The organism is Acidovorax sp. LjRoot204 (assembly GCF_056175785.1).
In genome coordinates, this window is sequence record NZ_JBGFFF010000040.1 from 1 (window position 1) to 22,372 (window position 22,372).

The 22,372-nt window shown below is 67.7% G+C and carries 23 protein-coding genes and 1 pseudogene; 3 read left to right on the forward strand and 21 right to left on the reverse strand.

Features of this window, described 5'->3' with window-relative positions:
- The 5 genes and pseudogenes from AC04MI_RS09720 to AC04MI_RS09740 form a co-directional block, all read right to left on the reverse strand.
- Positions 1-392 (reverse strand): annotated as a pseudogene (locus tag AC04MI_RS09720) (molybdopterin molybdenumtransferase MoeA); the annotation flags it as partial.
- 19 nt (positions 393-411) lie between these two features.
- Positions 412-957 (reverse strand): GNAT family N-acetyltransferase, encoded by a 546-nt coding sequence (locus tag AC04MI_RS09725; protein WP_436078526.1) that lies wholly within the window; start codon positions 955-957, stop codon positions 412-414.
- Between the two features lie 16 nt (positions 958-973).
- Positions 974-1,612: a molybdenum cofactor guanylyltransferase MobA gene (gene mobA, locus AC04MI_RS09730; RefSeq protein WP_436078527.1), complete on the reverse strand. Its 639-nt coding sequence runs from the start codon at positions 1,610-1,612 to the stop codon at positions 974-976.
- A gap of 241 nt (positions 1,613-1,853) precedes the next feature.
- Positions 1,854-2,990 (reverse strand): GTP 3',8-cyclase MoaA, encoded by a 1,137-nt coding sequence (gene moaA / locus AC04MI_RS09735; RefSeq protein WP_476497703.1) that lies wholly within the window; start codon positions 2,988-2,990, stop codon positions 1,854-1,856.
- Between the two features lie 47 nt (positions 2,991-3,037).
- Positions 3,038-3,457: a BLUF domain-containing protein gene (locus AC04MI_RS09740; protein WP_056067298.1), complete on the reverse strand. Its 420-nt coding sequence runs from the start codon at positions 3,455-3,457 to the stop codon at positions 3,038-3,040.
- A gap of 188 nt (positions 3,458-3,645) precedes the next feature.
- Between AC04MI_RS09740 and AC04MI_RS09745 the strand changes: the two genes are divergently transcribed.
- Entirely contained in the window at positions 3,646-4,509 is an 864-nt protein-coding gene (locus tag AC04MI_RS09745; RefSeq protein ID WP_436078529.1) for a type IV pili methyl-accepting chemotaxis transducer N-terminal domain-containing protein, read from the forward strand.
- A gap of 28 nt (positions 4,510-4,537) precedes the next feature.
- Here the strand turns inward: AC04MI_RS09745 and AC04MI_RS09750 are convergent, their stop codons facing one another.
- The 6 genes from AC04MI_RS09750 to AC04MI_RS09775 form a co-directional block, all read right to left on the reverse strand.
- Positions 4,538-5,227 (reverse strand): hypothetical protein, encoded by a 690-nt coding sequence (locus tag AC04MI_RS09750; RefSeq protein ID WP_436078530.1) that lies wholly within the window; start codon positions 5,225-5,227, stop codon positions 4,538-4,540.
- On the reverse strand, positions 5,224-6,198 hold the full coding sequence (locus AC04MI_RS09755; RefSeq protein ID WP_436078531.1) for a bactofilin family protein: 975 nt from the start codon (positions 6,196-6,198) through the stop codon (positions 5,224-5,226). Before AC04MI_RS09755 ends, AC04MI_RS09750 begins: the two co-directional genes overlap by 4 nt.
- A 379-nt stretch (positions 6,199-6,577) precedes the next feature.
- Positions 6,578-7,339: an SDR family oxidoreductase gene (locus AC04MI_RS09760; RefSeq protein ID WP_056067300.1), complete on the reverse strand. Its 762-nt coding sequence runs from the start codon at positions 7,337-7,339 to the stop codon at positions 6,578-6,580.
- A gap of 56 nt (positions 7,340-7,395) precedes the next feature.
- Positions 7,396-8,022 (reverse strand): DUF2889 domain-containing protein, encoded by a 627-nt coding sequence (locus AC04MI_RS09765; protein ID WP_436078532.1) that lies wholly within the window; start codon positions 8,020-8,022, stop codon positions 7,396-7,398.
- Positions 8,023-8,112: 90 nt separating this feature from the next.
- Positions 8,113-9,546, reverse strand: coding sequence for an aldehyde dehydrogenase family protein (locus tag AC04MI_RS09770; RefSeq protein ID WP_476497704.1), 1,434 nt, complete (start codon positions 9,544-9,546; stop codon positions 8,113-8,115).
- 103 nt (positions 9,547-9,649) lie between these two features.
- Positions 9,650-10,354, reverse strand: a complete 705-nt coding sequence (locus AC04MI_RS09775; protein ID WP_099729921.1) for a Crp/Fnr family transcriptional regulator — start codon at positions 10,352-10,354, stop codon at positions 9,650-9,652.
- A gap of 117 nt (positions 10,355-10,471) precedes the next feature.
- Between AC04MI_RS09775 and AC04MI_RS09780 the strand changes: the two genes are divergently transcribed.
- Positions 10,472-11,008 carry an Mpo1 family 2-hydroxy fatty acid dioxygenase gene (locus tag AC04MI_RS09780; protein WP_436078534.1) on the forward strand — a complete coding sequence of 179 codons (537 nt, stop codon included), beginning with the start codon at positions 10,472-10,474 and terminating at the stop codon, positions 11,006-11,008.
- A 41-nt stretch (positions 11,009-11,049) separates the two neighbouring features.
- Here AC04MI_RS09780 and AC04MI_RS09785 read toward each other — a convergent pair whose 3' ends face one another.
- The 5 genes from AC04MI_RS09785 to AC04MI_RS09805 all read right to left on the reverse strand — a co-directional run bounded on the left by AC04MI_RS09785 (position 11,050) and on the right by AC04MI_RS09805 (position 16,870).
- Positions 11,050-12,228 carry an ABC transporter permease gene (locus AC04MI_RS09785; RefSeq protein WP_436078535.1) on the reverse strand — a complete coding sequence of 393 codons (1,179 nt, stop codon included), beginning with the start codon at positions 12,226-12,228 and terminating at the stop codon, positions 11,050-11,052.
- Positions 12,228-13,400, reverse strand: a complete 1,173-nt coding sequence (locus tag AC04MI_RS09790; protein WP_436075419.1) for an ABC transporter permease — start codon at positions 13,398-13,400, stop codon at positions 12,228-12,230. Before AC04MI_RS09790 ends, AC04MI_RS09785 begins: the two co-directional genes overlap by 1 nt.
- Before the next feature lie 216 nt (positions 13,401-13,616).
- Positions 13,617-14,591 carry an HlyD family secretion protein gene (locus AC04MI_RS09795; protein WP_436075418.1) on the reverse strand — a complete coding sequence of 325 codons (975 nt, stop codon included), beginning with the start codon at positions 14,589-14,591 and terminating at the stop codon, positions 13,617-13,619.
- Positions 14,592-14,596: 5 nt separating this feature from the next.
- Positions 14,597-16,030, reverse strand: a complete 1,434-nt coding sequence (locus AC04MI_RS09800) for a TolC family protein (RefSeq protein WP_436078536.1) — start codon at positions 16,028-16,030, stop codon at positions 14,597-14,599.
- 18 nt (positions 16,031-16,048) lie between these two features.
- Positions 16,049-16,870 carry a metal-dependent hydrolase gene (locus AC04MI_RS09805; protein WP_436075416.1) on the reverse strand — a complete coding sequence of 274 codons (822 nt, stop codon included), beginning with the start codon at positions 16,868-16,870 and terminating at the stop codon, positions 16,049-16,051.
- A 140-nt stretch (positions 16,871-17,010) separates the two neighbouring features.
- Here AC04MI_RS09805 and AC04MI_RS09810 point away from each other — a divergent pair, with 140 nt between their 5' ends.
- A complete protein-coding gene (locus AC04MI_RS09810; protein WP_121944082.1) occupies positions 17,011-17,634 on the forward strand; it encodes a TetR/AcrR family transcriptional regulator in 624 nt (207 codons plus the stop codon).
- 43 nt (positions 17,635-17,677) lie between these two features.
- Here AC04MI_RS09810 and AC04MI_RS09815 read toward each other — a convergent pair whose 3' ends face one another.
- From AC04MI_RS09815 to AC04MI_RS09835, 5 genes are all read right to left on the reverse strand, one after another.
- Complete coding sequence (locus AC04MI_RS09815; protein ID WP_436075415.1) at positions 17,678-18,064, reverse strand: VOC family protein; 387 nt, start codon at positions 18,062-18,064, stop codon at positions 17,678-17,680.
- A 17-nt stretch (positions 18,065-18,081) separates the two neighbouring features.
- Entirely contained in the window at positions 18,082-20,613 is a 2,532-nt protein-coding gene (locus AC04MI_RS09820; RefSeq protein ID WP_436075414.1) for a cation-translocating P-type ATPase, read from the reverse strand.
- 111 nt (positions 20,614-20,724) lie between these two features.
- Positions 20,725-20,889: a rubredoxin gene (locus AC04MI_RS09825; RefSeq protein ID WP_436075413.1), complete on the reverse strand. Its 165-nt coding sequence runs from the start codon at positions 20,887-20,889 to the stop codon at positions 20,725-20,727.
- A 30-nt stretch (positions 20,890-20,919) separates the two neighbouring features.
- Positions 20,920-21,687 carry a cytochrome b/b6 domain-containing protein gene (locus tag AC04MI_RS09830; protein ID WP_436075412.1) on the reverse strand — a complete coding sequence of 256 codons (768 nt, stop codon included), beginning with the start codon at positions 21,685-21,687 and terminating at the stop codon, positions 20,920-20,922.
- A 157-nt stretch (positions 21,688-21,844) separates the two neighbouring features.
- Positions 21,845-22,369 (reverse strand): diheme cytochrome c, encoded by a 525-nt coding sequence (locus AC04MI_RS09835; protein ID WP_436078537.1) that lies wholly within the window; start codon positions 22,367-22,369, stop codon positions 21,845-21,847.
- Positions 22,370-22,372: the final 3 nt, after the last annotated feature.

The window sequence follows — 22,372 nt, forward strand, 5'->3', positions numbered from 1 at the left end:
GTGGTGAACTCCTGCGGCACCACGGTGTCCAGCCCGGCGGGCATGATGGCGCCGGTCATGATCTTCACGCATTCGCCCGCAGCCACCGTGCCTGCCCAGGCCTTGCCCGCCAGGGCGGTGCCCACCACGCGCAGGGTGAGCGGCTGCCCAGCCACCAGTTGCGCGCCCGCAAAAGCGTAGCCGTCCATGGCCGAGTTGTCGTGGGGCGGCACGCTGACGGGCGAGATCACATCCTGCGCCAGCACGCGGCCCAGCGCGCTGAACAGCGGCAGCACTTCGGTGGCGGCAACGGGCTCGACCAGCCGGTCCAGAAACTGGTTCACATCGGCGGCGCTCAGGGCCTGCGGGTCGTAGCCTTGCAGCTCGGCGGCAATCTGGGCAATGGTTTTCATGGGTGGGATTCGCTTGAAGTCAGTGGGAGAGCAGCCGCACCATGTGCAGCTTGTCGTAGCCCACGCCATCCACCACGATGGCGTTGGGCAGCAGGCCCCAGGGGCGGAACCCGGCCTGCTCGTACAGGCGCACCACGTGCTGGTTGGACGCGGTGACGGTGAGCACCAGTTGGGTCAGCCCCGGCACCTGGCTGGCGGCCTGCACGCAGGCATCCACGAGCTGCCGGCCAACGCCCCGGCGCTGCGCAGCAGGCGACACCATCATGCCGACCACCACCGCGCAGTGGCGCTGTTTGGTGCGTTGCTCGCGCTCGCAGCCCAGGCAGCCGAGCAGCTGGCCCGCCGTGTCGAAGGCGCCCAGGAAAAACTGGCCGGACTCCAGCGCGCCGAAGCGCGCCACGTACTCGCTGGCATCGCGGCCCACGGAGGATTCGTAGTCCGAGGTGAAGGCGTCCGGCGCTGTGCGCAGGGCCTCGTCGCGCAAAGCCTTGTAGGCCAATGCGTCTGCGGCGACCAGGGGGCGGATCTGCACCGCGCCAGCGTCCAGCAGGGGGCGACTGTTCATGGGGTTGGCGCGCGGGTCAGGCCTGGGGCGCGCTGCTGTTTTCCAGCGCGTGCAGCTCGGCCAGCGTGTTGGCATTGAAAAAGGCCTGGGGGTCATCGCCCGGCTGGTCGAACGGCACGATGGCGCAGCGGTGCTGGCCGGTCCACGCGTCGATCTTGCGGCCACCGGCCTGGGTGAAGGCGACCAGGCTTTCCAGCAGGTCCACACGCAGCAGGCAGAACACCGGCTGCGGGCGCACGGTGATGTGGCCCTTGCCGTCGTCTTCGGGCGCTGCGGCCATGGCAATGTCGGCGCCCTCGGCGTCTGCCGCTGCCGCCAGGCGCTGGGCGAGGTCCAGCGGAAACAGCGGCGTGTCGCAGGGCACCGTGAGCAGCCAGGGGGTTTCGCAGCGCTCCAGCCCGGTCAGAAAGCCTGCCAGGGGTCCGGCGTAGTCGCTCAGCACGTCCGGCCACACCGGCGTGCCAAAGGCCTCGTAGGCCGCCAGATTGCGGTTGGCATTGACCATGGTGGCGCCGGTCTGCATCTGTAGCCGCATCAGCGTGTGCAAGGCCAGCGGCAGGCCGCGAAAGTTCTGCAGGCCTTTGTCCACCCCGCCCATGCGGGAGCCGCGGCCCCCTGCGAGGACCAGGCCGGTGATGTCTTGCTGATTGATCAATTGAAATCCTGTGGGCAAAGAGTCGTGTGCTGGATAGCCGGCGCTGTGCATGAGCGCAACGCTTTTTCTACAGAGCTGCTAGTGTGCTGTCCCGCAAATAGCTGCACGAAATGAAATCGATGGCATCGCGCCCAGGGCAAGGCGCAAACCGCAGTGATAGCCGTAGCTATCGCGAGGATTTGCAACGCAGCCTTGGGGGTGAGGACGCGATTTCATGTGCAGTTATTTGCGGGACAGCACACTAGCCCCCGATGTAGCTCATCTCAACGCGGCGCGCCCCCTGGCTGGTGTCGGCGGGCAGGCTGCTGCGCAGCTCGGAGTAGCGGTCGTTGCGCTGCTGCCAGATGGGAGCGATGGCCGAGGCGATGTCAGCATCGCTCGCGCCGCCGCGCAGCAGGCTGCGCAGGTCGTAGCCCTGGCTGGCAAAAAGGCAGAGGTAGAGCTTGCCTTCGGTGGACAGGCGCGCGCGGTTGCAGTCGTGGCAGAAGGCCTGGGTCACGCTGCTGATCACGCCCACCTCGCCCAGCGCAGGGTCGTGCCGGCCCTGGGCATCGGCATAACCCCAGCGCTCGGCGGTTTCGCCGGGGCTGCTCGGGTCCAGCTGCACCAGCGGCAGTTCGGCACGCAGGCGCTCGATGAGTTCGGCARAGGGCAGCACCTCGTCCATGCGCCAGCCGTTGGTGGCGCCCACGTCCATGTATTCGATGAAGCGCAGCGTGGTGCCGGTGCCCCGAAAGTGCCGCGCCATGGGCAAGATCTCGTGGTCGTTGGTGCCGCGCTTGACCACCATGTTGACCTTGATGTGCGACAGGCCCGCCGCATGCGCGGCCTCGATGCCGGCCAGCACATCGGCCACCGGAAAGTCCACATCGTTCATGCGGCGAAAAATCGTGTCGTCCAGGCCGTCCAGGCTCACCGTCACGCGGTTCAGGCCCGCGTCCTTCAGGGCCTGGGCCTTGCGTGCGAGCAGTGACCCGTTGGTGGTGAGTGTGAGGTCGGGCGCCACGCCGTCCACGGTGCGCAGCTGGGCCAGTTGCGCCACCAGGTCTTCGAGGTTCTTGCGCAGCAGGGGCTCGCCGCCCGTCAGGCGGATCTTGCGCACGCCGTGCGCCAGAAACAGCCGCGCCAGCCGCGTGATTTCTTCAAAGCTCAGCAGCGCCCCGTGCGGCAGGTAGGGGTAGTCCTTGTCGAACACTTCCTTGGGCATGCAGTAGTTGCAGCGGAAGTTGCAGCGGTCCGTCACGCTGATGCGCAGGTCGCGCAGCGGGCGGCCCCGCGTGTCGGTGAGTTGGCCCGTGGGGCTCACCAGCCGCGCTGGCACCGTGGCTGCCAGCGCGGCCAGGCGCTCATCGACCAGCGGAATCACGCGTTCAGACATGGGTGGGCTCGTTCAGCAGGACGGGAGGGCACATGCCCCGCATTTTCTCACTCCAGCCAGCGCACGTTCTGCAGGATCTCGTCAAAGAAGCTGCGCAGCGTCAAGGTGTTCATGCTGAACGGGTCGAAATCGGGGGTGCTGGAGTATTTGAGGAACAGCTGCCGGTTGGCGTCCAACGAGCCCAGAAGCCCCATGGACCAGCTGGTAAACCGGCGGTGCGGGATCTCGCCAAAGTCCAGCACGGCCGTGTCCTTGTGGCGCGTGTCCTTGAGCAGGCGGTGGTACAGCGCGTTGACCGCAGCACGGTCGCCTTCGAGCTGCTGCAGGAAGATGCCGTTGTTCAGGCACAGCGCACCAGTGATGCCCGCGCGGGCATTGTTGCGCTGCGACGCGCCCAAGATGTCCTTGATGTCCGCAGGGCCGAGCACACGGGAGGTGCGGCTGGCATAGGTCAGTTGTATCAACATGTGTGTCTCCTGAACGGCGCAGTGTGTCAGGTTTGGTGCGCATCAGTGGGCCCGCCTGCCAATGACCCTGAAGATGGGTTCTGTGTCTTCGCAGGTGCGGGACCCGCGGATGGGGGATGTTTGATCTGGCGCAGGGCGTCGAAATGCTGCGTTGCAACAATATGGGCATCCGATTTCAGGGGGTTCCCATGCCAGTTCGCGAGCTATTGAACAGGTTCTCCGCCGACGCCATGCCATGCCAGCGCCGTGTGGCGGTGCAATGGGTGGCGGCGGGCATCCTGCTGCCCACCTGGGCGAGTGTGGCCGTTGGGGCCCAGGCACAGATGGGGTTGTCCGGCGCCATCAACTATGCGGGCTGGTTTCGTGCGTTGTCGCAACGCATGGCCAAGGCCTATTGCCAGCAGTACCTGCAGGTGCTGCCGGGCGCTGCGGTGGACGTGATGGGGCTGGCACGCAAGATGGCGCAGTCGGGCAGCAACGAGCTGGCCCGAGGCATGCAGTCAGGGCAATGGCCTGCCGATGTGGGGCGCCAACTGGCCGATGTGCAAAAGCAGTTTGCCCTGCTCAACCAGTTGACGGCAGCGCCGGCCACCCAGACCGCACTGGTCGTTGCGGCGTCCGAGCAGGCAGATCGCACGCTGCTGGTCGCGCAGACCGTGACCGAGTCCATCGAGAAGATGGCACAGGCCCCCAGCGCCCGCCTGGTCAACCTGGCGGGCCGCCAGCGCATGCTGTCGCAGCGCCTGGCCAAGAACTATTTTCTGAATGCGGCCAAGGTGGAGTCGAAGGTCGTGCAGGCGCAGCTGGTGGCCGATGCGGCCGACTTCCGGCAGGCGTTGCAGACGTTGAAAACAGCGCCGGTGTCCACGCCCGTCATCCGCAGCGAGCTGGAGCTGGCCGACTCGCAGTGGCTGTTCTTCGACTCCGCCCTGCGCCGACCGGCCGATGAGGCAGGGCTCAGTGCCGTGGCGACCACCAGCGAACGCCTGCTGGGCGTGATGGACAAGCTCACCAGCCTCTACGAGGCCGCCCTGCGCGAGGTGCTGGGCTGAGCCGCACCGCACGGCTGGGCGCAGCCGGTCAGTCGCCGCCACAGGCGGCAGGCAGCGTGAAGTCCGCCAAACGGCAATCGCGCCCCACCAGCACCAGCCGCGTATCCAGCGCGTCGAAAAATCCCGGCGGCGGTGGCAGCGGCAAGTGCTGCACGCGCTTGTGCGCGTCGATGCGGACCGCTGCCAGCTCATAGTCGCGGGCCAGGGCCATCCACAGGCCGTGCGCGCCGGCAGACTGGCGTGCGCCAGTCATGAGGCTGCGGCCAGAGTCCAGCCACCAGCGGTAGATGGCGGTGGCAATGCCCATGCGCCGGTAGCCGTGCGCTACCTTGGTGTGGGGTGCGCGCAGGTGGCGGTCGGTACGTCGGTCCACCTCCACCAGACGGTTGAACACGGTGTAGGCCACGATGCGGTTGCGCAGCGGGTCGATGGCGTACACAAAATATTCGCCATCGGCCTCGCGCAGGCGGAACACCAGCCCGCGCAGATGCAGGGGCAGCGGCTGCATCGCATCGCGCGTGCGGTGGTTGGTGCGAATGCGGTCGTACAGCGCATCGAACTCGCGCTGGATGTCGCGGCCCGACAGGTCCACGTCGATGCGCAGTTCGGTCAGCCACTGGGCCCAGCGGCCCAGCAGGCCGGGGCTGGTCGATGGCTTGGTGGTTCCGGTGGTGGTGGCATGGCCAGACAGGTGCAGGCAAAGGGCGCTGGCCATCATGGCGTGCTCCCCGTGCCCCCGGTCCAGCAGCCGCTCAGCAGGCGTGCCGGCTGTTCGCGGGCGCACACCTGTGCGCTGTGGGGCCAGTCGGGCAAGGGCACATCCAGGCCCGCATACACGCCGTAGGCGTCGCCCGCGGCAATCGTTTCACCCGCCCAGAGGCTCTCGCCCGCACGGATGGCCCCGCTGGCGTGGATGTGACCACCGGCCCGCACACCCCAGCCCACCTGCAGGTGGCCCTTGCAGACCACATCGCCCATGGCCCACACGCCCCGGGCGGCCTGCACGGCGGCATCGGCTTGCAGATGCCCGCCCACCTTGATGCCGCCGTCGCAGCCCAGGTCGCCCACCACCCGCAGATCCTGGGCCACCCGGCAGTGGCCACTGACGTGGGCGGCGGCGCCGCAGTCCAGCTCGCCGCCCACACGCAGGCTGCCTGTGCACTGCAGCCGCTGCGCCACCGTGAGGGACCAGCCCACGCGCGCATCGCCGTGCAGCCGCGCGCTGCCCTCGCAGCGCACCGCGCCCGCCACGCGCAGGTCTTCGCCCACGCGCAGCGCGCCGCCCACCCGCAGGCCGCCCAGCACGCTCAGGCTGCGGCCCGTGCGCAGCACACCCTCCACGTCGGCATGGCCCCGGCAGCGCACACTGCCCGCAAACACCAGCGCGTCTGCCTCCAGGTGGTCCACCTCCAGCACATCGTTGGTGGGGCCGAACTGGTCCAGCATCCAGCACGCGTCTTCCACGCGGCCTTCGCGCACCAGGTCGTCCAGCAGCGCCTGGTAGTTGCTGGCGCCCTCCTGGCGGCGCAGGTACCAGCGGTAACCATCGGCACAAGGCCGCTTGGCGCGGATGAAGTGGCGGGTGATGTCGGTGGCGGCAGACGGGTTGGCGATGGCCTCATCGGCGGGCAGGCTGTGCGCAAGGGCGCACGGGGCGAGCGAAATCTCGCCCGAAGGGAACGGGGGCATGGACACTCCTGACGTCTGCGCCCCGGCGGTTGCCAAGGCGCAAGCTGGCGCTGGGCGTGGGGCCCGGCGACAAGAGGTGCGCGAAAAGAATGCGGAGGGGAGGGGGTGTCGCCGGGCTCAGGAATCTGCAGCGAGGGTGCAGAGAGCGCGGTCACCGGCCTGGAGCGTGGCCTGCGAGCGCGCGCCACGGCGCAGCGGCGCGGTGGCGCTGGCAGCTGTGGCGGGAGAGTGGCTCGCAAACATCGGCGGCACTATAGGCAGCAGGGCCAGCACCGTCAAATCAATCCGCACTGCCCCAGTGCGGATTGGGCCGCTCAAAAGGGGGCGTGGTGGCTGCTTCACAGAGCATGCCGCGACGCCTGATTGTTTGCTTGCTGACTTAAACGCAGCGCCCGCCATCCACCTCAATGCACACGCCGCTGATGAACGACGCCTCTTCGCTCGCCAGGTACAGCGCGGCGTTGGCCACGTCCAGCGCGGTGGAGAAGCGGCCCAGCGGAATGGTGGCCAGGAACTTGGCGCGGCGCGCATCGTCCACCGGGCCGCCCGCAAACTCGGCGGCCAGGCCGGTGTCGGGGTTGAACACGGGGTTGATGCAGTTCACGCGGATGTTGTCGGGGCCCAGCTCAGCGGCCATGGACTTGCTGGTGATGATGACGGCGCCCTTGGATCCGTTGTACCAAGTCAGGCCTGGGCGGGGGCGCAGCCCGGCGGTGGAGGCGATGTTGATGATGCTGCCGCCACCCGCCTGGCGCAGTGCGGGCACGGCGTGGATGGCGCTCAGGTAGATGCTCTTCATGTTGATGGCATAGACCTTGTCGAACTCGTCCTCGCTCACTTCGAGCATGGGGCGGTTGCGGTGCGTCCAGCCTGCGTTGTTCACCACCACGTCCAGGCGGCCGTACAGGCGCACGGCTTCGTCGACCATCGCCTTCACTTCGGCGGATTTCGTCACGTCGGCCTTGAAGAACGCGGCGGTGCCGCCGGCGGCCGTGATCTCGGCCACCACACGCTGGCCTCCCACCTCGTTGATGTCGTTGACGATGACCTTGCCGCCTTCAGCGGCCAGGCGTTTGGCGATGCCTTCGCCAATGCCGTTGCCAGCGCCGGTGACGATGATGGATTTGTTCTGCACACGCATGGGTGTCTCCGATGGGTTGTGGTGATATATCAAAATTGATAGCTACCAGCGCATATTCAACTAGCGCTAGCGCCCGATGGGGCTGAAATTTCAGTGGCCGAAGCTGTATCGGCCGTAGGGGCTGCCGGGGCGGGTGCCTTGGGCTCCCGGCCGTAGAACTGGGGGAAGAATTCCTTCACGCCGTTGCCGTTGAAGTCCCACCCCGTGCACTGGCCCAGGTGGCGCGGCGGCTCGTCGGGGTGGCTGGCAGCAAACACGGCAGGCACCGACTGGAATGCTGCCGTGGCCAGATTGAACAGCAGCTCGCGCAGGTGCGTGCAGCTTTCCACGCCGCCCAGGTGCTTCTGGATGGCCTGGCGCCAGCCGCGTGCCATGCTGCAGCCCACCATGCGCTGCAGCGCTGCCTGGGCCTCGGTGCAGCCTTTGAGCGGATGCGAATCCATGGACACATCCACCGCCTGCACCACCAGCTGGCGGTTCACGGTCACGCGCAGCCACATGTGGTGGATGGCTTCGCCCGCCAGGCGCGTGCGCGTCGGGTCGCGGTGCGAGGGGGCGTCGTAGGCCTTGCTGTCATGCAGCTCGCCTTCGATGTCCCACAGGCCATCGTCGCGTTCAAAGCCCTGGTAGTTCACCCGGCGGACATGCTTCAGGGTGCGGGGGGCGGGGGGGCTCAGGGGCATGGGGAAGAAAAATCGTCGTACAGAAGCAGCCGAGGTTAGCGGGGCCTGCCAGCACCGTCGCGCGCCAGCGGGACACCCTGCAATGCCTCTTCAACCGTACTTGATGGCAATGGTCTTCAAGGTGGTGAAGCCGTACAGCGCCTCAAAGCCCTTTTCGCGCCCGTAGCCGCTGGATTTGACGCCGCCAAACGGCAGCTCCACACCGCCGGCCGCGCCATAGTTGTTGATGAACACCTGGCCGCTGTGCACGCGCTTGGCCATGCGGAACTGGCGCGCGCCGTCGCGCGTCCAGATGCCGGCCACCAGGCCGAATTGCGTGGCGTTGGCCAGTTCCACCGCGTGGTCCTCGTCCTGGAAGGCCATGGCCGACAGCACGGGGCCGAAGACTTCTTCCTGCGCCAGGCGGTGGCCCACGGGCACATCGCGCAGCAGGGTGGGGGCCTGGTAGTAGCCAGTCTCGGGGGCTTCGTCCACCACCACGCCCTGGGCCACCATGGGGATGCCGGCCACTTGCGCGTCCGATAAAAAGTCCCACACGCGCTGCTGCTGCGTCTGGCGGATCAGCGGGCCCACGTCCAGGTCCATGGCAGCGGGGCCGACGCGCAGCTTTTCAAACGCCTTGCCCAGGCGCTCCAGCAGGGGTTCATAAATCAGCGAGTCGATCAGCACGCGCGAGCCCGCCGAGCAGGTTTGCCCGGCGTTCTGCACGATGGCATTGATGACCAYGGGGATGGCGGCGTCCAGGTCGGCGTCGGCAAAGATGATTTGCGGGCTCTTGCCGCCSAGCTCSAGCGTSACSGGGCARTGSCGYTCGGCMGCCACCTGCTGGATSAGCGTGCCGATCTTSGGGCTGCCGGTGAAGCTGATGTGGTCGATGCCSKSGTGSCGCGCSAGCGCGTCGCCCACCTCGTGGCCGTAGCCGGTGACGATATTCAAAGCTCCGGCTGGGAACCCCACCTCGGCTGCCAGCTGCGCCACGCGGATCAGCGAGAGGCAGGCGTCTTCGGCCGGCTTGACCACGCACACATTGCCCGCCGCCAGTGCGCCGCCCACGCTGCGGCCAAAGATCTGCATGGGGTAGTTCCAGGGGATCACGTGGCCCGTGACGCCGTGGGGCTCGCGCCAGGTCAGCACGCTGTAGCCGTCGGGGTAGGGGATGGTCTCGCCGTGGAACTTGTCGCACGCACCGGCGTAGAACTCGAAGTAGCGGGCCAGCGCAATGGCGTCGGCGCGTGCTTGCTTGGTGGGCTTGCCGCAGTCGCGCTGCTCCAGCGCCGTCAGCTCGTCCGCATGCTCCAGGATCTTGGCCGAAAGCTTTTGGAGCAGGCGGCCGCGCTCCACCGGGGCCAGCTTCTGCCACACCGCGTGGTAGCACTGGCGGGCTGCATGCACCGCCGCGTCGATGTCGTCGGCGTTGCTGCGCTGGATCTCGTCGAAGGGCTGGCCGTCGGACGGGTCGATCACGGGGATCGTGCGGCCCGAGGACGAGGGCACCGAGGCGTTGGCGATGTAGTTGAGTTGCATGGCCGCCATTTTGCCCGGAAATGGAATGTGTGCTTAGTATTTGTGTGAAAACACGCCGATGCGCTAGTGCAATATGCCTTGGTTGCTATCGATTTAATAGTAATCAGGCGCAGGCCCCCCGCAGGCCGGCCAGGTCCAGAATCTCCACCTCGCCGCGCTGCACGCGCACCAGCTGGCGCGACTCCAGGTCCTTGAGGATCTGGTTGGTGGTCTGGCGCGAGATCGCCAGCATCAGCGACAGCTGCTCTTGCGAGATCTCGATCACGCGGCGCGACTGCCCTTCGGCCGTCCACTGCCCGTAGCCCTCGGCCATCATCACCAGGCGCCGCGCCAGGCGCTGTGGGGCGGGCAGCAGCGCCAGCTCTTCCATCGCCACGAAGGCAGAGCGCAGCTTGTCGGTCATCAACAAGGCCAGCGCGTGCCAGTGCTGCGGGTGGGCCTGCAGCCAGTGCTGCAGCCGCTCGTGCGGGATGTGCACCAGGGTGGTGGGTTCGGTGGCCTGCGCATCGTGGGTGCGGGCCGAGTTGTCAAACACCGAGATCTCGCCAAACCAGTGCGGCGGCTCCAGGCGGATCAACAGCGCCGCACGCGCCTCGTCGGCCCGCCCCCCGGTGCCCGAGATGCTGACCGCGCCGCGCACCACCGCATACAGGCCACAGGGCGCATCGCCGCGCCGGAACAGCACCTCGCCCGTCGGCAGATGGCGCAACTGCGCCATGGCAATCAGCGGCTGGGCAAAGTCAGGCGGCAGGTGGGCAAACCAGCGGCCAGACTGGAGGACAGGCAGGTAGGCGGAAGGGGTGGACATGGGATGCGATTGAACGGGGCAGGAGGGCGCGGCGGCTTTTTGTCGTCTGCACGACAGACGCTGGCGCGGCCTGAGAGCGAGTATTGATGCTGCGCAAAACACATGCTGGAGACACCCATGAAAACCCTGATCGACCACCTCTCCCAATACGCCGACTACCACCGCGACCCGCGCAACATCCACACCCATTTTGTGGGCGTGCCCATGATCATGTTCGCCGTCGTCATCCTGCTGTCGCGCCCGACATGGATGGTGGGTGCGCTGCCGCTAAGCCCGGCGCTGTTGGCAGCGCTGGTGGCCAGTGTTTTCTACTTCCGGCTGGACATGCGTTTTGGCCTGGCCATGGCCGCGCTGCTGGCCGTCATGCTGGTGGGCGGGCAATGGGTGGCCGCACAGACCCTGGCCGTCTGGCTGGCCACGGGCATTGGCCTGTTTGCCGTGGGCTGGGTGATCCAGTTCGTGGGCCACTACTACGAAGGCCGCAAGCCCGCTTTTGTGGACGACCTGGTGGGCCTGATCGTGGGCCCGCTGTTTGTGGTGGCCGAATGGGCGTTTGCACTGGGCCTGCGCAAGGAAGTGCAAGCGGCGGTGGAAGAGCGCAGCGGCCCGGTGCGCTTGCGTAACGGGCAACAGGCCGCTGCCCACCCTCAGTAAGCTCTGCGCTCGCGCTCCGCCGCGTTTGCTGCTTGAGCTGCTTAGGCACCAGGGCGCAAAGTGCTTGACGGTCTCGCAAGGGCCAGCACGGCCCCTGCGCACACCGCACCCAGCGCCACCAATGCACACAGGTAAGGCAGCGCGGCGGACAGCGGCGCACCCAGCTGGTTGAGCCGCAGCGACGCCTGCACGCCCGAGGTGCTGGGCAGCAGCCAACGCAGCCACTGCAGCGGCTCGGGCAGGGCCTCCACCGGCCACGAGAAGCCTGCGACGAACGCGATGGGCAGTGTGGTGAACAGCAGCACCTGCAGCGCGCGTTCACGGTTGCCAAACCACAGCCCTAGCAACACACCCAGCGCAGCGATGGCCGGGATGTAGCAGGCCAGCAGCGCCAGTGCGCCCAGCGGGTTGCCGCCGCGCGGGTAGTCGTGCAGCACTAAGATCCACCCAAAGTAGAAGAGGCCACTGGCCCAGCCCAGGGTGCACAGCGCCAGCAGGCGGCCCAGCCAGGTGTTGGCGCTTGCGCGGTGCTGGCCGCTTTCGACCCAGGTGCCGGTGAGCATCGCAGCGCCCATCAGCAAGGTCTGCTGCAGGATGAGCAGCGCCACAGCAGGCACCACAAAGCTGCCGTAGCCCTCGGTGGGGTTGAACAGTGCCACCATCTGCAGCTGCACCGGCGCGCGGCTGGCGCGGGCCTGTGGGGCGCTTTGGCCGCTGGCCTGCAGCTTGCGGATCTCGACCCCGGCCGATACCGTGCCGACGGCTTCCGCAAAGCCGTATTGCACGGCCTTGTTGAGCAGCGCATAGGCGCCGTTGGCCTCGATGCTGACCACGGCGTTTTCGCCGCGCACCACGCTGCGCTTGAGCCCGGCAGGGATCACCGCGTAGCCTTCGATCTCTCCGCGCCACAGGGCCTCCTGCGCCTCGCGTTCGCTGGCGGCCACCAGGCGCACTTCGATGCGCGGGTCAGCGTCGGCAAAGCGGGTGATCTGCCGTGACAGGCTGGTGTGGTCCCCATCCACCACGGCCACCGGCACGCGGGTCAGTACCTCGTCGGCATAGAACCAGGGGTAGAAAAAACCGTACAGAACAGGCGCTCCTACCAACAGCAGCAGCACGCCCTTGTCGCGCACCACGGTGGCCAGCGCTTGCAACCAGGCGCCCAGCAGGCCCTGGCGGGGTGGCGTGGTCACCGGCATGGGTTGCATCGGTGCGTTCATCAGCGGCCTCCCCAGGTGTCTGGGCGCTTGTGCGCCAAGTTCAGCGCCGTGGCGCCTACCATCCACAGCGCGGCGGTGGCGATGGTCAGCGCCACCATCGTCGAGACGCTGGTAGCCACCGGTGTGCCCATTTGCAGCTGCTCGATCTGCAGGCGGATGTAGTGGGTGAACGGCATGGCTTCGGCCCACGCGCGTGCGCTGCCGGGCATGCCCGAAAGGGGAAACGCCACGCCGCTGAACGCAAACGCCGGTGCCGCAAAAAAGCCAGCGCCCGACAGCGCAGTGCGCAGCGACCGCGTGATGCCCGCCAGCGCAGCGCCTGCGGTGATCGACACCGCCACCAGCAGCGCCAGCGCCGCAGCCACCCACCACAGGTTGCCCGGCGGGTGCCAGCCCCGGCCCCAGGTGATGCCCACCAGCGCCAGCAGGCCCACCAGCGTGAGTGTTACCCAGGGCAAGGCCAGCTTGCCGACCAGCGCGCCTGCAGTGCGCACCCAGCCCCCTGCGCCCAGCCACTCGCCCAGCGTGCGGTCGCGCAGCTCGCGGCCCACCGTCCAGGCGCCGGCCGTCATGGCAAGGATGTGCAGCAGGGCGGGGATCAGCGCCGCGCCCAGAAACTGCTCGTAGTTGCTGGACACATTGAACAGCGCCACCATCTGCGTGTGGATGGGCTCCATGCTCACGTGCACGGCCTGGGCGCTTTCGCCGCGTTTGTTGCGCGCGGCCATCTCGACACTGGCCGACAAGGTGCCCACGGCCGTGCGCACATCGCGCTGCAGCAGGCCCGAGTGGGTGGACATCTGCGCGTTGTGCAGCAGCGTGACCTGCGCTGCGCGGCCTTCCTTCACCGTGCGCGCAAAGTCGCGCGGGATGGAGACCACGGCGTACACGTCCACCGCGCGCAGCGCGCGTTCGGCCTCGGCCGCGTTGGTGAAGTGCTGGGTGATCTGCACGCCCGGTGTGGCGTCCAGCATGCGCACCAGCTGGCGCGACAGGCTGGAGTGGTCGTCATCCACCACGCCCACCGCCAGGTGGCGCGGCAGGCCGGCCGAGAAGATCCACCACAGCAGCGCCACGCCCAGCAGCGGCACCCAGGTGACCATGGCCAGGTCCCACGGATCGGCCGCGAGGCGGCGGGCTTCGCGGCTAAGGCTTTTTGCTATTGAATTCATAGCTTTATGCGCTTGCAAGATAAGCGCTGGAGGCACTTTTTGGGATCGGTTTTCCATCGCGCTCCAGTCCCGTCGCGGAATTCGGAACAGGCGCGGCCCGGAGAGGGCAGCCGAGCAAGGGCCGCCCCGCAGCGAGGGCTGCGTCCCCCTGCCCGCAACGCATAGCGTTGCGAGAGCGGGGGGAAGCGCCGAAGGCGCTCAGGGGGGTGTCGCATTTCAGTTCACCAGCACCGTCATGCCGGGGCGTGCGCCCTCGATGGGGGTTGCCGGGCGCGCGCGCACTTCAAACGTGCGGGCGTCAAAGCCCTGGCCTGCGCGTGTGGCGCGCCAGGTGGCAAAGTCGGGCAGCGCAGCCGTGTGGTAGACCTTGAACTTCACGGTTTTGCCGCCCAGCGCGGGCAGCGTGGCGTCGAACTCGTTGCCGATAGCAAAGCGCTGCAGACGGTCTTCGCGCACATTCAGCACCACCCACTGGTCCTTCAGGTCCACCACCGTGACCACGGCCACGCCCTGCGGCGACAGCTCGCCCGTGCGGGCCAGCACCTTGGCCACTTCGCCGGCGACGGGGCTCTTGAGCTCGGTCTCGGCCTGGGCCGCCTGCACCTCCGCCACCACGCCCGCCACCTGGCGCGCCTGGGCGCTGGCGGCGGATCGGTCTTCGGTGCGGGCACCGGCGCGGGCCAGGTCGTACTGCGCCTTGGCCGCCAGCGCCTGGTCGCGCGAGGCCTTGAAGTTGGCCTCGGCCTCGTCGCGTTTTTGCGCCGCCACCAGGCCCTCGCGGGCCAGGCCGTCCACGCGCTTGAAGGACGATTCGGCCAGGTCGGCAGCGGCCACGGCGCGCTGCCAGTTCAGGCGGGCCATTTCAATCTCTTGCGGGCGCGCGCCGTGCTGGGCCTTGTCGGCCACGGCCTGGGCAGCCTCTTGCGCCGCCGTGGCCTGGGCCAGCTTTGCGGTGACCTCGGGGCTGTCCATGCGGATCAGTGGTGCGCCCACGGCGATCTGGTCGCCTTCCTTCACCAGGATCTGCGCGATGCGCGCGGTGACCTTGGGGGCGATGTCGGCCTCTTGCGCTTCGATCTGGCCCTGGAACACCTCGGGCGCAGGCTGCGAGGCCTTCCACAGGCCAAAGCCCACAAAGCCTGCCACGGCCACAAAGGCCACCGTGCCGATGGCTGCTGTTTTCTTGCTCATGCTCTTCACTCCACTTTCAGCGCATCAGCGCGCGCCATGTATTTGCCAAAGTCTTCCGACAGGCCGCAGGCCTCCAGCAGATCGGCCAGCGCCTTCACGTAGTCGTGGGCGGCCTGCGCGCGTTCGGTCTGGGCCTTGGCCTGGTTGACCTGGGCGTCGATCAGGTCCAGCGTGGTGCTGGTGCCCGCCTTCAGGCCGGAGATGCGCAGGCGCAGCACTTCGTCGGCCAGCTCCAGACCCGGCTGCAGCGCAAAGTAGGCGCGGCGCGCCTGTTCCAGGGCCAGCCAGCGTTTTTCCACCAGCAGGGCAATGTCGTTCTGCGCCTGCGCGCCGGTGCGCTCAGCCTGCTCGATCTGGCGATTGGATGACTCGGCCAGCGCGTTGCGGTCGATGGAGTCCCACAGCGTCCAGCGCACGCCCACGCCGGCCACCCAGTCGGCATCGCGGCCGGTCTTGAGCTGGCGCTGGCCAAACGCGAACACCTGGGGCTTGCGCAGTGCCTCCTGGGCGGCGTGCAGTTGCGTGGCTTGTTCTTTCTTGGCGGCCACCTTGTCCAAGCCTGGGTGGTGGGCCAAGGCGGTGTCGATGAAGTGGGGCAGGGGCTCGACCGGCTGGCTCAGCACAAACAGGGGGCTGGTGGGCGTCACAGGGTCGGACGCCTTCAGGGTGCGGGTCAGCGCCGTGGCGGCCAGCTCGGCATCGTCGCGGGCCTTGCGCGCGTTGCGGCGGGCCTCTTCCAGCGCGGAGCGGGCCTGCAGGCGTTCGACGCGTGCGATCACGCCGGCGTCCAGCATCTTCTGTGCGGCGGCGTCGTGCTGCTCAATGGTGGCCAGGGCCGATTCGCGCAGCAGGGCCGCGCGCTGCGCCAGCTGGGCGCCAAAGTAGCGCTGCACCAGCAGGGTGGTGGCCTCATGGCCGGTTTTGGCGGCGTCGGCCTGGGCTTCTTGCGCCTGGGCATCCAGCAGGCCCCGGGCCGCATTGCTGGCGCCGCCCATGTAGATCGGCCAGATGGCAGAGACCGAGGCTGTGGTGTCGCTCTTGCTGCGGTTGAGCGTGTAGCTGGACGGCAGATGCGGCAACTGGGCCAGCGAGCCCGCCAGCTGGGGTGGCAGCTGCGACAGCACGCCAGGCAGTGCGCGGTTCAGCGGGTTCAGGTCCACGTCCAGGTTGGCGTTGTAGGTATAGGCGGCGCCGCTCAGGTTGACCACCGGGCCGCCCAGGCGCTGCATGGCGTCGCGGCGCAGCTGGGCGCTTTCGACGGCGCTGCGCGATGCGGCCAGCTGGTCGGAGCGCTGCTGCAGCTGCTGCAGCGCTGCGTCAAACGCCAAAGGGGCGGCGTGGGCCTGCAGGGGCAGCAGGGTCAGGGTGGTAGATGCAAGCAGGCAGAGCAAAGCCGCGCCTGCCCGGCCTGTGTGCCGGGGCGTGGTGGGATGGGTCATGGTGTCAGGTCGTGGTTGTCAGCGCGCACCCACCGGGGTGTAGGCGTTGCTGTGCTCCGCCAGCCAGCGTGCCGACAAGTCGGTGCCGTGCTGGCTGGGGTGAAAGTCGGGGCGCAGGTACTCGCGCCAGGGGCGCCAGGTCTCGCGCACCAGGCCGCCCTTGCCGAACAACGTGCGTGCGGCGCTGGTCCACGTGCTCCATTTCCACAGCGAGCCATCGCGGCGCAGGTTCAGCACCGTCTGGCGCAGCACATCGCCGAGGAACACCACCGTGATGCGGCGGAACCAGGTGATGCGCCACTCGTGGTTGCCGCCCAGTGCCTGGTAAAGGTCGAAGGCCGTGTTCTTGTGCTCGGACTCTTCGGCGCAGTGCCATTGCCACATCGTGGCCAGGCGCGGCTCGGCGCCCTGCAGCACCTCGGGGTGGGCAAGCAGCCATTCGGCGAGCAGGGCGGTGAAGTGCTCGTTGGCAGCGGTCACAGCCAGCGGATGGCGTGGGTCGGCGCCCGCAAACAGCTTCATGCGCTCTTGCGCACGCGGGGCCCATTCATTGGCGAGGCCCTGCTGGTCGAGGTGGCCGTTGAACAGCGCGTGGATGCGGCGGTGTGTGGCCTCCTGCCCGATGAAGCCACGCACTTCGTCGGCAAACTGCGCCTGCCTGTCGGGGTGCAGGGCCTTGTGGCCGTCACGCACGGCATCGATAAAGAACTGCTCGCCCACCGGAAAGCTCATCGACAGCGCGTTGAACAGCGCAGAGCGAAACGCGTCGCCACCACACCAGTGGCGCGCAAACGGCGTCTCCAGGTCGATCAGCAGGCGGCGGACAACGAGTTCGGTCATGAAGAAAGCTCCTGGCGCAAGGGGGCCGCGCGGTGGTGCATGGATTTGGTACTTTGCAGTACCGGTGGATTTGTATGATGCAGATCAACTATGGTACTGTCAAGTACCTCGTCGAATTTTCTGCATTGCGATCAGCCTCCATGAGTGACGTCACCGCCCCAATTGCTGCGCCCGCTGCACCCGCTGCGGGCACCGAACACCGCGCCCGCCTGCTGGAGGGCATGGCACGCGCCGTGGCCGCCAAGGGCTATGCCGACACTACCATTGCCGACATCGTGCGCGAAGCCAGCGTGTCGCGCCGCACCTTTTATGAAAATTTTGCCGACAAGGCCGAGTGCCTGACCGCGCTGTACGAGGCKGCCAGCGGCAACGCGATTGCGGTGCTGCGCGCTGCCATCGATCCGCACAGCGACTGGGAGGCCCAGGTGGAGCAGGCCATGGCCGCCTACTTTGGCGTGTTGGCGCGCAACCCCGTGCTGCTGCGCACCTTGTTCATCGACATCCTGGGCCTGGGCCCGACGGGCCTGGCCGCGCGCCGCCGCGCCAACCAGCAACTGGCCGACCTGATGCTGGACGTGGTGAACAACCGCCCGGGTGAGCGCAAACGCAAGACGCCCCTGCAGCCCATGATGGCCATGGCCGTGGTGGGGGGCATCAACGAAATGGTGCTGCACTCCATCGAGCAGGACCGGGCCGGGCAGCTGCAAGAGCTGGTGGAGCCCGCGGCAACTTTGTTGCGGGCGGCGATCTCGGCCGAGTTCTGATCGTTGTGAGGGAGACCGTACTGCGATCGGTGCAGCCACCGCCTCACACCTCGTTGGCAATCTCGATCAGGTTGTCGTCCGGGTCGTAGATGTAGACCGAGCGCAGCCTGTGGCGGGCGCCCGTTGCACCCACCGGGCCTTGCACGATGGGGACGCCTTCGGCCTGCAGGTGGGCGATGACGTCGTCGAGTGGCATCTGGGTGAGAAAGCACAGGTCGCCGGAGCCCGCCGTCGCGTGGCGCACATTGGGGTCCACCACCGTGCCCACTTCGTGCAGGTTGATCTTTTGCACGCCGAAGTGCAGCGCATACCGCTGGGGCTTGAACTCCCGCGCGGTCATGCCCAGCACGCGCTCATAAAACGCAATGGTTCTGTCGATGCTGGCGACGGTGAGCACGACGTGGTCGATGGATTCCAGAACAATGGGCATAGTGTAGTGCGGGAGGATCAGGCGAGGGAAGTATGGCGCGCCAGTGTGGCGGGCTGCAGCCAGCGCTTGTTGGCCGTAAACACCACCGTGAGCAGCAGCCCGGCCAGCAGGGCTATGAACCAGTGCAGGGGCGATAGCGGCACAAACCTGAAAGCATTGGTCAGCCATGGCACGGTGGTGATGGCCGTCAGCGCGGCCAGCGTGCCGCCCGCCACCCACAGGCTGACCGGGGTGAGTCCCGCCCACAGGCTGCGCCAACCCGTCTGGCTGCTGCGGCTGGGCAGGATGAGTGCGGCATTGGCGGCCACCAGCACCACAAACGCGGCCGTGCTGGCGGTGGCGGCATGGGCGGGCTGGCTCAGCAGCCAAGCGTACAGGCCCACCACGGCAGCGGTCACCACGCTGCCCTGCAGCACGCTCAGCAGGATGTGGCGGGTGGACAGCAGGGGTTCGTCGGCCGCGCGCGGCGGCTGCTGCATGAGGTCGGCAGCACCTTCTTCGGCCTCGAACACGATGGAGCAGGCCGGGTCGATGACCAGCTCCAGAAATGCGATGTGCAGCGGCGCCAGCACCAGCGGCAGCCCGAACAGCACCGGCAGCAGCGCCAGCCCAATAATGGGCACGTGCACCGCCAGCGTGTAGACCATGGCGTGGCGCAGGTTGGCAAAGGTCTGCCGGCCCCGGTGAATCGCCAGCACGATGGCCGCGAAGTCGTCGTGCAGCAGCACCAGGGCAGCGGCCTCGCGGGCTACGTCGGTGCCGCGCTGGCCCATGGCGATGCCGATGTGTGCGGCCTTGAGGGCCGGGGCGTCGTTCACGCCATCACCGGTCATGGCCACCACCTCGCCCTGGGCTTTGAGGGCTTCCACCAGCGCCAGCTTCTGATGCGGCTTGATGCGCGCAAACACGCTGACCTGCCGGACCTGGTCGGCCAGCACCTGCGGCGGCATCTGTCCCAGCTCGTCGCCTGTGATCACGCGGTCGTTGGCGATGCCTGCCTGGGCTGCTATGGCGCGCGCGGTGCGGGGGTGGTCGCCGGTGATCATCACCACGCGAATGCCCGCCTGGCGGCACTGCGCAACGGCCTGGGGCACCTCGGGGCGCAGCGGGTCGGCCAGTGCGACCAGACCCAGCCATTCAAAGTCGAAGCCGTGCTGGGCGTCTGGCCAGGTGTCTTGCGTGTGGTGCCGGGCCTTGGCCACGCCCAGCACCCGCAGGCCCCGATCGGCCAGGCGCGCGGCCTGGGCGCTGACGGCGGCGCGCTCGGCGTCGGACAGGTGGCAGAGGTCGGCCACGGCTTCGGGCGCGCCCTTGGTGGCTACCGTGTCGTGTGCCGAGGTGCCGTCGCGCCACAGGTGGCTCATGGCCAGCAGCTGGGGCGACAGCTCGTACTCGCGCGCCAGCGACCATGCGGGGTGCAGGTGCTCGGTGTCCACCAGGTGGTCCGCCGCCATGCGATGAAAGGCCTGCTCCATGGGGTCGTGCGGCTCGATCTCGCTGGCCAGCACGGCGTATTCGACCAGTTCGTGGAAGGCATCGGGCAGCGCGCTGCCATCCGCTGCGGCTGGCAGGTGTTGCACATCCAGCTCCTGGCCCGCAATGCAGAGCGCCGCCACCGCCATGCGGTTTTGGGTGAGCGTGCCGGTCTTGTCCACGCACAGCACGGTGGTCTGACCCAGTGTCTCGATGGCGTTGAGCCGCCGCGTGAGCACCTGCTGCGCCGCCAGCCGCCGAGCGGCCAGGGCCAGGAAGATGATCATGATCACCGGCAACTCTTGCGGCAACACGCCCATCGCCAGCGTGATGCCCGCCAGCACGGCCTGCAGCCAGTCGCCGCGCAGCGCCCAGAACAGGGCCACCAGCAGCGCGCACAGCGACAGGCCAATGACCACCAGCTTGCGCGTGAGCCGCGCCATTTCCTCGCGCAGCGGCGAGGCCTGCAGGGCAATGGTGTCGAGCGACTGGCCGATGCGGCCCAGCTCCGTGTGGCGGCCCACGGCGGTCACCTTCAGCAGGCCCTGGCCGCTGACCACCAGCGTGCCCGCAAACACCTTGTCGGCAGGTTGTTTGGCCACAGGCTCCGACTCGCCGGTCAGCATCGACTCGTTGGCGGCCAGTTCGTGGGCCTGCAGCAGCGTTCCGTCGGCCGGGATGCGGTCTCCCTCGGCAATCATCAGCAGGTCTTCGCGCACCACGTCGCGGCCGGCAATGTGCACCATGGTGCCGCCGCGCAACGCCAGGGCCCGGGGGCTGGAGAGGTCGCGCAGGGTGTTGAGCGCGTTGTCGGTGCGGCGCTCCTGCAATACCGTGATCGCCATGATGATGACCACAAAGCCCAGCAGGATCAGCGCCTCGTGCGCATCGCCCATGGCGAGGTAGATGGCACCTGCGCCCAGCAACAGCAGGAACATGGGCTCGGTGACCACGTCCCAGGCCATGTCGCGCAGCGTGCGGCGCTGGCTGATGCCCAGTTCGTTGGGACCCTCGTCGCGCAGGCGTTGGGCGGCCAGGGCCGGGTCGAGCCCGGTGGGGGAGTCGGTAGGTGGCATGGGGTGTGTGAGGCTGCGTTGCACAGAGGATGCAATGGTGTAACGGTTATACCGCGCACCGATGTCTGCAGCCCTGACGTAGCGCAGTGGGCCGCACCCGATACCTCTCCTTCACACCTCGCACATCACAAAGTCAGCCTTGCCAACATTGCATTCGGGGCAGCGCCAGTCGTCGGGCACGTTGGCCCAGCGGGTGCCGGGCGCGATCCCATGGTCAGGCAGGCCTGCAGCCTCGTCGTAGATCCAGCCGCAAACGGCACACATGTAGATTTTCATGGCGTAGTTCCTTCTGTTTGGGGCTGTGCGTCAGTCGTCATCGTGGTGCCGCTGGCGTTCGGTCGATGTGCCGTTGGCCACCCATCCGCCGGGCGACTGTTGCCACTGCCAGGCGCCAAAGGCCAGGGTTGCGATCAGCAGCAGGGCTGCTAGCCAGGTGCGGTTCTTCGGAACCAGGTCGGGTCCCTTGCCCTCCACCCGGCCCGTGAGCATGGGCAGGGCCTGGTTCTTGCGGCGCAGCACGCTCAAGCCGGCAATCAGCGCGATGTGCGCCAACACCACAAACAGAAGGGCGTTGCCGAAGAACTCGTGCACTTCTTCCACCGCTTCTCCCATCCAGTTGCCACCCAGCGCAGCGCCCCAGTCGTTGTACGTGGCATATCCGCTGAGGGTGAGGGGCGCTACCAGCGCCAGCAGCAACACGATGGCCAGCGCCATCAGCAGGTTCTGGCCCTGGCGCCAGTTGATCTGCGTAACCGATGGGGCCTGGGGCAATGTGCGCAGCCATGCGGGCGTCCCCGCCAGCTTGCGCCACAGCAGGCCCAGGCCCGAGGTGCGCGGCCCGAAGATGCCGTACAGCAGTCGAAAGCCCAGCAGCCCCGCCATGGCGTAGCCCAGCGTGACGTGCAGCAGCCGCCAGTGTTCGCCGTCGGCCGTGGCGTAGGCCCCCGCAAAGCAAAGTGCAAACAGCCAGTGGAACATGCGCGAGGGCGCATCGGTCACCCGGCGACTGAGGGCCTTTGTGGGGGCGGGTTGCGCCGAGGCATCGGCGGGATGGAGGGTAGGTGTGTTGTTCATCGTATGTTCCTTGACCGGATACAGATCAGATTCAATGCAGATCGAGAGCGGCGAACAGGGCTCAGCGAAGCGGTTCTGGCTAGGCGCTGTGTCGCAGGCAGTACGGTTAGTACGACAAGACACAGCAACGACGCCAGAAGAGTTCTGTTCACCGCTCTCAGTCGTTCCAGGCGCGGCGAGAGCGGACATCGAGCCCCGCCGGCATGCGCAGGTTGTGTTCGTCAAACTGCCCCTGGTCTGCGCCTGTGTGGCAGGCCGCACAGTTGGCAGCGCTTTTCACGCTGGCGAGCTTCCAGGTGGTGGGTTCGATCTTTCGGTGCTTGCGTTCAAACCAGGCCGAGCGGGTGATACGGTCCTCGGGTGGCTCCTCGTTCACCCGCTTGTAGGTGCCTGCGTGGGCCTGCAGCCACTGGTTGAGTTGGCGTACAGTGGCGGCGTCCAGCGATGCGTCGGTGCCGTAGTGCTTGTCCAGGCCCGTCATCACGCGGTTCCAGGATGCTGCGGGCAGCAGGCCAGGCGGGTAGGCGGTGTGGCAAGCGGCGCATTCCTGTGTGTAGGCACTGGGCACGTTGCGCGGCATGGCGCGCCCACTGTCTGCATGGGCGCTGGAGAGTGTCAGCAGGGTCAGTGCGCACACAGCGGCGGCCAGGGCTGCAGGGCGTAATAGGGCTGGTTTTTGCATGGT

Excerpts from the sequence above, each read along its gene's own strand:
- AC04MI_RS09725 (WP_436078526.1), bottom strand. The coding sequence starts at position 957 with ATGAACAGTCGCCCCCTGCTGGACGCTGGCGCGGTGCAGATCCGCCCC.
- AC04MI_RS09740 (WP_056067298.1), bottom strand. The coding sequence starts at position 3,457 with ATGTTGATACAACTGACCTATGCCAGCCGCACCTCCCGTGTGCTCGGC.
- AC04MI_RS09745 (WP_436078529.1), top strand. The coding sequence starts at position 3,646 with ATGCCAGTTCGCGAGCTATTGAACAGGTTCTCCGCCGACGCCATGCCA.
- AC04MI_RS09750 (WP_436078530.1), bottom strand. The coding sequence starts at position 5,227 with ATGATGGCCAGCGCCCTTTGCCTGCACCTGTCTGGCCATGCCACCACC.
- AC04MI_RS09755 (WP_436078531.1), bottom strand. The coding sequence starts at position 6,198 with ATGCCCCCGTTCCCTTCGGGCGAGATTTCGCTCGCCCCGTGCGCCCTT.
- AC04MI_RS09760 (WP_056067300.1), bottom strand. The coding sequence starts at position 7,339 with ATGCGTGTGCAGAACAAATCCATCATCGTCACCGGCGCTGGCAACGGC.
- AC04MI_RS09765 (WP_436078532.1), bottom strand. The coding sequence starts at position 8,022 with ATGCCCCTGAGCCCCCCCGCCCCCCGCACCCTGAAGCATGTCCGCCGG.
- AC04MI_RS09775 (WP_099729921.1), bottom strand. The coding sequence starts at position 10,354 with ATGTCCACCCCTTCCGCCTACCTGCCTGTCCTCCAGTCTGGCCGCTGG.
- AC04MI_RS09780 (WP_436078534.1), top strand. The coding sequence starts at position 10,472 with ATGAAAACCCTGATCGACCACCTCTCCCAATACGCCGACTACCACCGC.
- AC04MI_RS09785 (WP_436078535.1), bottom strand. The coding sequence starts at position 12,228 with ATGAACGCACCGATGCAACCCATGCCGGTGACCACGCCACCCCGCCAG.
- AC04MI_RS09790 (WP_436075419.1), bottom strand. The coding sequence starts at position 13,400 with ATGAATTCAATAGCAAAAAGCCTTAGCCGCGAAGCCCGCCGCCTCGCG.
- AC04MI_RS09795 (WP_436075418.1), bottom strand. The coding sequence starts at position 14,591 with ATGAGCAAGAAAACAGCAGCCATCGGCACGGTGGCCTTTGTGGCCGTG.
- AC04MI_RS09800 (WP_436078536.1), bottom strand. The coding sequence starts at position 16,030 with ATGACCCATCCCACCACGCCCCGGCACACAGGCCGGGCAGGCGCGGCT.
- AC04MI_RS09805 (WP_436075416.1), bottom strand. The coding sequence starts at position 16,870 with ATGACCGAACTCGTTGTCCGCCGCCTGCTGATCGACCTGGAGACGCCG.
- AC04MI_RS09815 (WP_436075415.1), bottom strand. The coding sequence starts at position 18,064 with ATGCCCATTGTTCTGGAATCCATCGACCACGTCGTGCTCACCGTCGCC.
- AC04MI_RS09820 (WP_436075414.1), bottom strand. The coding sequence starts at position 20,613 with ATGCCACCTACCGACTCCCCCACCGGGCTCGACCCGGCCCTGGCCGCC.
- AC04MI_RS09825 (WP_436075413.1), bottom strand. The coding sequence starts at position 20,889 with ATGAAAATCTACATGTGTGCCGTTTGCGGCTGGATCTACGACGAGGCT.
- AC04MI_RS09830 (WP_436075412.1), bottom strand. The coding sequence starts at position 21,687 with ATGAACAACACACCTACCCTCCATCCCGCCGATGCCTCGGCGCAACCC.
- AC04MI_RS09835 (WP_436078537.1), bottom strand. The coding sequence starts at position 22,369 with ATGCAAAAACCAGCCCTATTACGCCCTGCAGCCCTGGCCGCCGCTGTG.